The sequence below is a fragment of the Fontibacter flavus genome (assembly GCF_042432905.1).
In the GTDB taxonomy this organism is placed as follows: Bacteria; Bacteroidota; Bacteroidia; order Cytophagales; family Cyclobacteriaceae; genus Fontibacter; species Fontibacter flavus.
Genome location: NZ_JBHLWI010000083.1, coordinates 41,306 through 52,290 on the forward strand (window position 1 = coordinate 41,306; position 10,985 = coordinate 52,290).

Here is a 10,985-nt window from a genome sequence, read left to right on the forward strand (position 1 = left end):
GTTATCAATACACTTTTTGGCCCTTTCTCAGCCACACTCCCCATTTCCGGTCAAATGCATGGACTTTTTCTGTATGGACATCCCCAACAAAGACCTTGTGATCTTCATTCACCCAGTGAAATATACCTCCATATAAATTATATACTTCCTTAAAACCGGCATCTTTTAATTTTTTTCCAATATCCTGACTTCTTGCACCGATAGAACAATACACAACTATCTTTTGCTCCTTAGGTATGTCATCCAGACTTTTGATATCGAAAGTTTCATAGCCAACCCATTTGGCACCAGCTAGGTGACTTACTTCAAATTCTTCTCTCTCTCTTGTATCTAGAAAAAGCGCTTGGTTCAAGATATTTTGCTGTTCCGGATAAACCAACGGGAAATCATTGTCATATATCCCATTCAACAGGCTTTTAAATGCCAGACTTTGGGCATCTGTCTCACAGCTGAACTGGATTAAAGAAATAAAAAGAAGAATTGTGAATTTTAACCTCATTAGATGATTCCCGGCATTCTAAACTAATCCTAGGAATGACAAATCAACTCCAATAAAACACAAAGTAAAACTGATCAAACCTGATACGATCCGATAACCCCATTTCGAATTCAAATGTTCATTACTGAACCCAAGAAATCCGATTTTAACTTAAGATTTAAATCCTTGCTCTTTCAATTTAGGATAGTATCTTACCCGTAAAAGTCAGATAGGCGTGCTAACCCCTTTTTATCTAAAACAATGATCTTTTTACCCTCAAAATCGATCAATTCATCTTTTTTGAATTCTGACAATAAACGAATCACTGTTTCCGTAGCAGTTCCCACAAGACCAGCAATCTCCTCTCTGGTCAATACGATATCAATCTTATCCCCCTCTTTCCCATCTATGCCATATGTCTCACTTAACTTCAGTAAAGTAAAAGCCAATCGCTCCCGGATAGATTTCTGTGTGGCATCAGTAAGCTTACTTTCCATCACCCCAAGGTCATGACAAAGTGCTTTGGTTACCCTTCGGTGAAACTCTGTATCTTCCGCCAATACTTTCAAAAATGCCTCTCTAGGGATAAAACAAATATTCGCATCTTCTACAATAGTCGCTGAATTTGAATAGGCTTCCTCTCCCAATAAAGAGACATAACCTAAAAAATCCCCTTTTTTGGCTAATCGGATAATTTGTTCTTTCCCGTTTGAGGCTGTTTTGTAAACTTTTACAATACCATCACTGATACAGAATATACCGAGAGGTTTAGTCCCTTCGTAAAAAAGTATTTGACCCTTTTTATGGGTTATGTAATTTTTACTGTCAGATAATTGACATAGATGTGGCTCTGACACATCTGAAAATAATGAAAATTTTCTGCTCATACATAACTCGCAAGGCGTGTTTTTCTGCTGAACTTTCATATTTGATAGTGGATTTAATTTATTCTACCTAATTCTTAAAGATACACAAAAACATGATAAAAATCATAATGTCAATTATGGAAATTTTGGAAGCGCTCCTACCTGAACATATTGATCAATTACATTATCGAAAGTTAAAAACAAATGTTTCAAACCATTGGTAATGCCGATGTGGGGCGCTTGGATACTTTTGTTGTAAACACAAACCTGTTCTACTGTTTTTTGTGAAAGTATAATATCTGGCGCCTTACATTCAATCAACAAAAATGGAGAGCCTGTCCTATTCAATACTAGAATATCAGACCTTTTCTGTACCTGATTATACACCAATCCTTTTTCCAAAGAGAACAAACTCTTTGGATATCCCTCATAATGGATTAAAAAAAGAATCATGTGCTGCCTCACCCACTCCTCTGGAGTCAATATCAGAAACTTCTTTCTCAGCGAATCGAAAATGCTTAATTTTCCCGCATCTTCCTGAATCCTAAAGTCAAACTCGGGAAAATTGAGACTTGTCTGCAAATAGGCATATCGGTCCGCTATCATGACACAAATATGAAGGCTTTTCCTTAACAAACATCAAGATAATCTGCTAAAATGAAGAAAATAATTCTTTTAAATCTCCTTGTTGTCTATACCGGTCTTCTGAATTCCTGTGGGAATGGAAAGGAACAAGTGGATCTTATTGTCCACAATGCCATTGTTTATACTGTAAATGCAGATTTTACCATTACTCAGGCATTGGCCATAAAAGACGGACTGTTTGTGGAAATCGGTTCTAACTCAAAAATTCTTTCAAAATACAAGGCCGATGAAGTCCTTGATCTTAAAGGTGCTGCAGTTTACCCTGGCCTAATTGATGCCCATGCGCACTTTTTCAGATATGGCCTAGGGCTTCAAACAGCTGACTTATTGGGCGCTGAATCTGAAGAAGAACTGGTACAAAGAGTTAAAGAGCATTACAGAAGAAATCCTGAAGTAACATGGATTTTGGGAAAAGGATGGGATCAAAACCTTTGGGAAGACAAGGAATTCCCTACAAAAGACGCATTGGACGAATTCTTTCCGGACATACCAGTTTTATTGACCAGAATAGATGGCCATGCTGCACTTGCCAATCAAAAAGCATTGGATCTTGGTGGAATTACTGCCAGAACAGAAATGGTCGGAGGAAAAGTCATTCTCATTGATGGTAAGCCTTCTGGCGTATTGATTGATAATGCCATCAAGCTGGTTTCTTCAAAAATTCCTGCCCCAAGCGAAGAGGAAGCGCGATCAGCATTAATCGCTGCTCAGGAAAACTGTTTTGCAGTCGGCCTAACCTCAATTGTGGATGCTGGATTGGAAAAAGAAATGATCCACCTGATCACCAAAATGCATACGGATGGCTCACTTAAAATGAGAATTTATGCAATGGTTAATCCTACAGAGGCCAATATGAAGCATTATTTTGAAGTGGGACCATATCAGGACGATTTCCTGACAGTTCGAAGTTTCAAAATCTATGGAGACGGAGCATTGGGTTCCAGAGGGGCTGCATTACTTAAGCCTTACCATGACCATGCGGACAATTATGGTTTCCTGCTCAAAACCCCGGAAGAATTTGATAGACTGGCAAAAATGATGTACGAACATGGGTTTCAAATGAATACACACTGTATCGGAGACTCTGCAAACAGAACCTTATTGGACATCTATGCCAAATATCTGAAGGGGAAAAACGATTTAAGATGGAGGATTGAACACGCTCAAATTGTCAGCAAAGAGGATATGCCAAAGTTTGCTGAATACAGCATCATTCCTTCCATTCAGCCAACACATGCTACTTCTGACATGAATTGGGCAGGTCAGCGACTTGGCCCCTTTAGAATTAAGACGGCTTATGCCTATAAGGATCTTTTGGACCAGAATGGCCTGATAGCTTTGGGCTCTGACTTCCCGGTCGAACACATTAATCCAATGTATGGATTTCATGCCGCAGTAGTCAGGAAAGATGCCAAAAACTTACCTGAAAGTGGCTTCCAGCCCGAAAACAAAATCACAAGGGAGCAGGCACTGAAAGGAATGACCATATGGGCAGCATATGCAAACTTTGAAGAAAACAAAAAAGGCAGCATAGAAAAGGGAAAACTTGCCGATTTTATTGTCCTGGAGAAAGATATGATGACTGCTCCTGAAACCGAACTTAGAAACCTTAAGGTATTGCACACTTATCTTGGAGGACATAAAGTATATTAAACACGATCAGTGACTTAACTACCTAAGATTGATTACCAGGTAGGCAGTTTTTGTATTCTCTTTTTTCCAGTAAAAGTTCTAATGTTAATTCTAAAACTGTAAATAAGGCTTAAGTCTTTCCACCCATTCTTCGTTGAAAATCTTGATTTTCAGGAGGTCTTCAGCTGAAGCATAAGGACCATGCTGCTCCCTATATGCCACAATGACTTTTGCGGCTCCATAGTTGATGTAGGGATGTTTTGCCAAGGCTTGCACATCAAGAGCATTTACCTCTAACTTTCTGAAGATTCCCGGACTGAATTCAAAATAATCAAAGACCCTTTCCATCAGTTCTTCATTCATTCCAAAGACATCCAAAAGCTGCTCCATTTGATGAAGTCCACCGATATTTTCACGGAATTTAACCACTCTTCCTGCCATTGCCGAACCAATACCCGGAACAATTTGTAATACGACAGAGTCCGCTTCATTAAAAGCCAAACGGTTTAACTGAGGGGAACCTCTCCTTTGGGTAGTGGAACGGCGCCGAGTAGAATCTGCAGCTACAAATCCTACAGGAGAAGAGTTGGGCTGATACGCTTCCCAACCGGCATTGATCAGACTGTCTACCCGCTCCAAATAAGCATCATAAACAGGCGCATGCTTTCTTTCTAGCATCCAACTGTAAACTGATGGAATGAAATAAAGGAGGCTCAATGCGGGAATGACAAAAACAAATCCCCTGGATTCTCTGGCCGTAAAACCAAAATAGGTCTTCAATAAATAGAAAAGTCTGGACTTCATAAAAAAACAGTTTAAAAGCTTAATCCAAAATCATAGATCATATCTATGAAAGATAAATTTATACAATTGGGTTTATTCCTCCAAATTAATCAAATTTGCAGCCGATCCACCCAATGCCACAGAACAAAGTTATTTAGATTAAATATAAATTATAGTCACGGTAAGGAAAATTTTCTTTTGACCCACAAAGAAGATTAAATTTGGATGTTAAAAGTATCAGTAATGGAAAACAAGTTTAGAGCTATAAGTTTATCCTACAAAAACGCCCCTGTGGAAATCAGGGAAGTAATTGCCTTGGATGAAGGTTCTATTCATTCATTATTAGTGAAATTAAAGGATTTTTTTAGCGTAACTGACACTTTAATACTTTCTACCTGCAATAGAACGGAGGTTTATTATTCCCATGATCTTGACATCAGTGCAGAAATCATCAAATTAATAGGCCTGGAAAAAGGTCTTCCAAATGTGGTGGATTTCATGGAGTATTTCAGTATCCTCAATGATGACAGATCAGCTATTGACCATCTTTTCAAAGTAGCTGTAGGATTAGAGGCTCAGGTGGTGGGTGATATGCAAATCGCCAACCAGGTAAAAAGAGCTTACCAAGCTTCTGCTGATTTGGATATGGCAGGTCCATTCCTGCACAGGTTGATGCATACGGTATTCTACACCAATAAAAGAGTGGTACAAGAAACAGCCTTTAGAGATGGTGCAGCTTCTGTGTCCTACGCAGCGGTGGAATTGATCGAAGAGCTGACTTCCAATACTTACCAGCCAAGAGTTCTGCTCATCGGTGTAGGGGAAATCGGAGAGGATGTAGCCAAAAACATGGTACATGTACCTGATGCCAAGGTAACCATTACCAACAGAACTTTCGACAGGGCCAAAGCTTTGGCTGATGAACTCGGTTTTGACGTAATTCCTTTTGAACAATGCTTTGAGGCCATGAAAGAAGCTGACGTGGTAGTTTCTTCTATCATGAAGTCTGAGCCTTTTATTACCAAGGGCCTTGTACAGTCTATGGAAATTCCTAGCTATAAGTTGTTTATCGACTTATCAGTACCGAGAAGCATAGAAACGACCATTGAAGAAGTACCAGGTGTCCTGCTTTACAATGTGGACAATATCCGCAGTAAAGCAACAGAAACGCTGGAAAGAAGATTAGCCTCTATCCCTCAGGTTGAAAACATCATTGCTGAAACCATCGATGAGTTTTATAACTGGAAAAAGGAAATGATGGTATCACCTACCATCAACAAATTGAAGAATGCACTGGAACAAATCCGTCAAGAGGAAATGTCCAGATTTTTGAAAAATGCTGACGACAAGCAAATTGCGATGATTGACAAAATCACCAAGAGCATGATGCAAAAGATCTTGAAAGTTCCGGTAGTTCAACTGCGTGCTGCCTGCCAAAGAGATGATGCAGATAAAATGATCGACATCATATCCGATCTATTCGATCTGGAGAAAGTGAGTGAAAATAAAGAGCAGTAAAATCAATAGTTAAGGTTCAGCTCTTTCCTTAGAAATTCATCCTCTACGCGGTTTCTTTTCCAATAATCCACTATTTTCAAACCTTTCCGTTTGGCAGAAGTAATTTCCTTATTGCCATCCGGGCGGACATGAATTTCTTCCCAGGCCAATATTTGGTAAGGGAATTCCTTCTCAAAATTTATAGTCAGCACCCTTTTTCCTGAACTATAGCTCAGTTCAAGCTGCTTTCTATTATCACTCAGGTCCTGAATCCGGATAAATGCCTCCTCCGCAACAAATTCCCGATGACTCAGCCTTTGGTACAACAAGGATGGCAAGATATTGACACTACCTAAAGGCACTTGATTGGGATTGATCCGTATCAAATTCCACAGGTCGTCTTCCATTATTCCAGAAACTGAGAAAGATTCATCCCCCTCTTTCTCAAAATAGGAGAAAAGTTTGCCGCTGTATTTATCCCCGCTGTTGAGATTCATTTGGGTAAAAGTCTGACCGCACCATTCCTGGGAGCTTGCTGTAAACTTCAAACCGTTAGATTTTTCTTTTGTAGGTGTAAAGGCAGAAAGCATCATGTGATAAGGATAAATTCCAGTCACAAAATCCCTGGTCTGATTCATCTTCAAAATACTCACCTTATCACTTCCGGCTTTATCAGGCTCATCAAGTTTCACATGCCTTTTCCTTGAAAAATCTTCCGTGACAAAAATCAGGACTGCTTCACCTGAGCGCTCTTCTCCATATCGGTTTTGGATCAGTTCGAAGCTGCTGATTTCCGCTTGACCTTGAAACCAATAATCCCCCCATTTATCAAAATCAATTTCTTCTCTTTCAGCTTTTCCACAGGAAAAAATAATAAGTGATAGGAAGGTCAGTAATATCCAGTTATTCTTCATGAGATTATTGCTTTAAATATCTACACTTACAGGATTGAGATTGGAGATAGTGAGCCATGTCTTTGTCATGCAGACACTAGAAGCCTTTCATTTCAAACTTACTCCTGATTTCTTAAAGATACTGATTTTTATACTTACAAATCACCTCCCTCCAAGTTGGAAGTGAACAGGCTGAGTCCATGGTAATGTTGTAGGGTGTTTGTTTTTTTATTTAGTATACGGCCATATCCAAATCGGCAAAATCCTTAATTTCTGATAGTTTAATAAGTACATTTAAAGGTATCTCTTTCCAAGTTTCTTTAAATATTTCTTGGCCCTCTGCTGCTACTTTTATTATTTCTTTTTATATTTTCCGTGAAATGGACATCTCATTCCATGTAAATCACAATTAGTCTCGGATACTGTCAATTCATTGGTTGAAATTATCAATCCCAATAAAATCAACTTTATGTACCTCATTGTCTGTAGTGTCTTTTAGGGTGGGGCATAACTTGTAAATAAACGAAGTTGACCCCCAAAATATTTAAATCCTTTTAAAAAAGCTCTTAACTACCAGTACTTCCAGATAGTCCACAGAATCTTATAACCTGCACCGAATACGCCTTTTACTGTGCCGCTCACCTTGGATACACCTATCCGCTTCCGGTAATCCACAGGCACTTCTGTGGTTTTCAAACCGGATTTTGCTGCTTTGATCTGCATTTCGATCGTCCAGCCATAATTCTGGTCAACCATTCCTAAGCCGACCAATTTATCCCACTTAATCGCCCTAAAGGGACCCAGATCAGAATAATTGACGTTATAAATCCATCCCATTAGAGTAGTGGAAAGCCAATTCCCAAAAACCTGTGGCAAGGTCATAGAGCCACGCTCTCTGTTCCCCAATGCTCTAGAACCGATGACCATATCAAAATCATCTTTGAGAATCGGTGCTATGACATCTAAAAGTTGTCCGGGATAATCACTGTAATCCCCATCTAAAAATACCAAAATCTGAGGCGGCGTTGACAGGGATGACAAATAAGCCATCCCCGTCAAACATGCTTTTCCATAACCCATCTGAGGTTCATCCAAGACAATCGCCCCCGCTTCCTGAGCCACTTTGGCGGTATTGTCTGTGGAATTATTGTTCACCACTACTACATTTCGGACAACAGATGGGATATCCTTGACCACCTTCCCTATAGAACCTTCTTCGTTATAGGCGGGTATCAGGACATCAATAATGATATTTTTGGACATATAGCTCAAACCTTTGACAAGGCTGCATCCAGATCGCCTTTGAGATCCTCCACATCTTCTATCCCAACACTGAGACGGATCAAAGAATCCAAAAGTCCAACTTTTTCCCTTTCTTCTTTAGGAATACTGGCATGGGTCATGCTGGCCGGATGACCACATAATGATTCTACGCCGCCTAATGATTCCGCAAGTGAGAAATAATGCAGATTTTCCAATACCGTTTTGGCATCTTCCACTTTATTGCCCTTGATAGTGAAGGATATCATGCCACCAAAATCCCTCATTTGCTTTTTGGCTATAGCATGGTTGGGATGGCTTTCGAATCCCGGCCAGTAGACTTTATCCACTTTTGGATGTGATTTAAGAAAATGGGCTATTTCCCTACCGTTTTGACAATGTCTTTCCATCCTGATATGCAAGGTCTTGATTCCCCTCAATACCAGGAAACAGTCCTGAGGTCCTGGAGTGGCGCCACAGGCATTCTGAATAAAGGCTAATTTTTCGGCAAGTTGGTCATCATTGACAATAATGGCGCCCATGACCACATCGGAATGACCCCCAAGGTATTTTGTAACAGAGTGCATGACAATATCAGCTCCCAGATCCAAAGGATTTTGAAGAAAAGGAGTGGCAAAAGTATTGTCTACAGCAAATAGCAGATGATGCTTCTTCGCTACTTTTCCGATTTCTTCTATGTCGATGATATTCATCATCGGATTGGTCGGCGTTTCTGCCCAGATCAATTTTGTACGTTCATTGATATAGTTTTCGATCACCTGAGGCTCTTCCATGGAAATGAAATGAAATTTGATCCCATATCTTTCGAATACCTTGGTGAAAATCCTGTAGGAACCACCATAAAGATCATTCGTACTGATTACCTCATCACCAGGGTTCAACAATTTGATAATCGCGTCAATTGCTCCCAAGCCAGAAGAAAAACACAAACCATGCTTGCCGTTTTCCAGTGCGGCAAGGTTATTTTGAAGTGCAGTCCTTGTAGGATTATGGGTTCTGGAGTATTCATATCCCAAATGATCACCTGGTGAACGCTGTACATAGGTTGAAGTCTGAAAAATAGGGGTCATGATAGCACCTGTAGATGGATCTGGCTCAACCCCTGCATGAATTGCTTTGGTTCCGAATTTCATATTTTAAAATTTATTGGATTTATATTCTGGTTAAATTCATTTCCTTTGCGACTAAGCAACCCAAAGATGGAAAAAAAGCGAAGTATTTTCAAGGAATTCAAGGATACAAGTAGGAATAATCCCCTTATTGCCTTCGCTGTCTTATGGGTCAGCCTGATGCCATCCATTGGAAGTCTGGTATTCGTGCCATGGGCATTACATCAATCCAATTGGATATCAAGCCTCGATTTTTCCTCCCCATTAATTGCTTTTACAGCAATGTTTATTGCCGTACTACTTATGGGCTTAGCATTAATCCCCACCACACTTATTGCTGCTTTATCAGGCTTTTTACTGGGGTGGAAAGCCTTTATCTGGCTCGTTATTGCTTATTCCATTGCTACCTTACTCGGATATGCCTGGGGCAAAAAACTTGGGGGAAGCAGCTTGGAATACCTTCTAGGCAAATATCCCAAGGCCAAAAACCTCTTAGAAGAGAAGAAAGAAAAGATTGGAGAATTGATCTTTTTCGTCCGGTTAAGCCCTGTCATTCCATTTGCCCTTTCCAATTTACTGTTTGCCCTTCTCAAATCGGGATGGATAAAACTCCTGGTTTTTGGTACAATTGGAATGCTTCCCAGAACTACGCTCGTTTTTCTGTCAGGGACACTGGTTTCTGACATTTATGCAGCCATCAGCACAGATGGCATTTCAGGAAAAGGATGGATTTTCATCGCATTTTTAGCTTTGAGCATATGGGGAATCTTGAAATATTTCAAACCCAAAAAGCTAACCAACCCAAATTAACCTTGTTTTTAACACTTTTCTATCAAAAAATGTATTTACCTACCATACCATTAATGAAACAAGTCAAGCGATGTAAATATCGTAAATAATTGGCACGGTTTTTATGCTATAAATATTTGTCCACGTGACATTAAACACATCTAAATCATGAAAAAAAGCATCTTTGCATTGATGATTGCCGCTACAGCCTTTTTGGCATCTTGCGAATCCAAAACTTCAGAAGAAGTATCTACTGAAGAAATTGAAACAGCAGTAGAAGAAACTGAAGTAGAAGAAGTTCCTCAACTCGAAGAAATCGAAGAGGAAGCTGTAGATTCTACAGAAGTAACTGAAACCAATCAATAAGAATTTGAAATGGCTTTGAAAATTCAATTTCCCAAAGCCATTTCTGCTGATTCTTAAAACTAAATACCCTGGAAAAAAAGATTCCGGGGTATTTTTATTTTTTTTCTATTTGTATTTCAAAAAGCTTCAAAGGTCTCTCCTGACCTGGAAAAAGTTGCAAACCCAAATCCTTCATCCCCAATTTTTCCAAAAGCTGAATGGATTTTTTGTTTTCTTCCATGACAATAGCCTGAATGCGGTCAATACCTATATACTTCATTGCATAGTGAAGTACAGCAGAAGCACTTTCAAAAGCAAAACCTTTTCCTTCATATTCGGGCAACAAGGCGAAACCTATATCCGGATAACCTAAATAATCTCTTTTTATAAGTCCAGATATACCGATTTTCTGACCGGATTTGAGCTGCACCAAAAATAGTCCGTACCCATGGAGGACATAACTCCTCATTGGGCCCTCCTTAAGATAATGAATTGCATCATGAACTGAATGAACACCTCTATCACCTATATATTTTTTCCACCCTGGAGATTGCTGCAATTGGTACACAAACTCGGCATCATCAAAAGTCAGCTTCCTGATCAGTGTTCTTTCAGTTTGGATCAAAAATGGTTCGCCCATGGATTTTTCTCTTTTCCCCTGGTATAA

At 39.6% G+C, this 10,985-nt stretch carries 12 protein-coding genes; 4 read left to right on the plus strand and 8 right to left on the minus strand.

Features of this window, described 5'->3' with window-relative positions; genetic code table 11:
* Window positions 1–4: 4 nt before the first annotated feature.
* From ACFFIP_RS18295 to ACFFIP_RS18305, 3 genes are all read right to left on the minus strand, one after another.
* Complete coding sequence (locus ACFFIP_RS18295) at window positions 5–499, minus strand: rhodanese-like domain-containing protein (RefSeq protein ID WP_382389218.1); 495 nt, start codon at window positions 497–499, stop codon at window positions 5–7.
* A gap of 191 nt (window positions 500–690) precedes the next feature.
* Complete coding sequence (locus ACFFIP_RS18300) at window positions 691–1,404, minus strand: Crp/Fnr family transcriptional regulator (RefSeq protein ID WP_382389219.1); 714 nt, start codon at window positions 1,402–1,404, stop codon at window positions 691–693.
* A gap of 75 nt (window positions 1,405–1,479) precedes the next feature.
* Entirely contained in the window at window positions 1,480–1,950 is a 471-nt protein-coding gene (locus ACFFIP_RS18305) for a type I restriction enzyme HsdR N-terminal domain-containing protein (protein WP_382389220.1), read from the minus strand.
* A gap of 51 nt (window positions 1,951–2,001) precedes the next feature.
* On the opposite strand from ACFFIP_RS18305, the gene ACFFIP_RS18310 reads away from it, so the two are divergent.
* On the plus strand, window positions 2,002–3,642 hold the full coding sequence (locus tag ACFFIP_RS18310) for an amidohydrolase (RefSeq protein WP_382389221.1): 1,641 nt from the start codon (window positions 2,002–2,004) through the stop codon (window positions 3,640–3,642).
* Window positions 3,643–3,732: 90 nt separating this feature from the next.
* Here the strand turns inward: ACFFIP_RS18310 and ACFFIP_RS18315 are convergent, their stop codons facing one another.
* Window positions 3,733–4,425: a ComEA family DNA-binding protein gene (locus ACFFIP_RS18315; protein ID WP_382389222.1), complete on the minus strand. Its 693-nt coding sequence runs from the start codon at window positions 4,423–4,425 to the stop codon at window positions 3,733–3,735.
* 222 nt (window positions 4,426–4,647) lie between these two features.
* Here ACFFIP_RS18315 and hemA point away from each other — a divergent pair, with 222 nt between their 5' ends.
* Entirely contained in the window at window positions 4,648–5,922 is a 1,275-nt protein-coding gene (gene hemA / locus ACFFIP_RS18320; protein WP_382389223.1) for a glutamyl-tRNA reductase, read from the plus strand.
* Between the two features lie 2 nt (window positions 5,923–5,924).
* Here hemA and ACFFIP_RS18325 read toward each other — a convergent pair whose 3' ends face one another.
* The 3 genes from ACFFIP_RS18325 to ACFFIP_RS18335 form a co-directional block, all read right to left on the minus strand.
* A complete protein-coding gene (locus ACFFIP_RS18325; protein ID WP_382389224.1) occupies window positions 5,925–6,815 on the minus strand; it encodes a hypothetical protein in 891 nt (296 codons plus the stop codon).
* 549 nt (window positions 6,816–7,364) lie between these two features.
* On the minus strand, window positions 7,365–8,057 hold the full coding sequence (locus ACFFIP_RS18330) for a glycosyltransferase family 2 protein (protein ID WP_382389225.1): 693 nt from the start codon (window positions 8,055–8,057) through the stop codon (window positions 7,365–7,367).
* 5 nt (window positions 8,058–8,062) lie between these two features.
* Window positions 8,063–9,208 (minus strand): cystathionine gamma-synthase, encoded by a 1,146-nt coding sequence (locus ACFFIP_RS18335; RefSeq protein WP_382389226.1) that lies wholly within the window; start codon window positions 9,206–9,208, stop codon window positions 8,063–8,065.
* Window positions 9,209–9,274: 66 nt separating this feature from the next.
* Here ACFFIP_RS18335 and ACFFIP_RS18340 point away from each other — a divergent pair, with 66 nt between their 5' ends.
* Window positions 9,275–9,994 carry a TVP38/TMEM64 family protein gene (locus tag ACFFIP_RS18340; RefSeq protein ID WP_382389227.1) on the plus strand — a complete coding sequence of 240 codons (720 nt, stop codon included), beginning with the start codon at window positions 9,275–9,277 and terminating at the stop codon, window positions 9,992–9,994.
* A 147-nt stretch (window positions 9,995–10,141) separates the two neighbouring features.
* Window positions 10,142–10,339 carry a hypothetical protein gene (locus ACFFIP_RS18345; RefSeq protein ID WP_382389228.1) on the plus strand — a complete coding sequence of 66 codons (198 nt, stop codon included), beginning with the start codon at window positions 10,142–10,144 and terminating at the stop codon, window positions 10,337–10,339.
* 94 nt (window positions 10,340–10,433) lie between these two features.
* Here the strand turns inward: ACFFIP_RS18345 and ACFFIP_RS18350 are convergent, their stop codons facing one another.
* The gene (locus tag ACFFIP_RS18350) at window positions 10,434–10,958 is read right to left on the minus strand and encodes a GNAT family N-acetyltransferase (protein WP_382389229.1); all 525 of its coding nucleotides are present in this window, start codon (window positions 10,956–10,958) and stop codon (window positions 10,434–10,436) included.
* Between the last annotated feature and the right edge of the window lie 27 nt (window positions 10,959–10,985).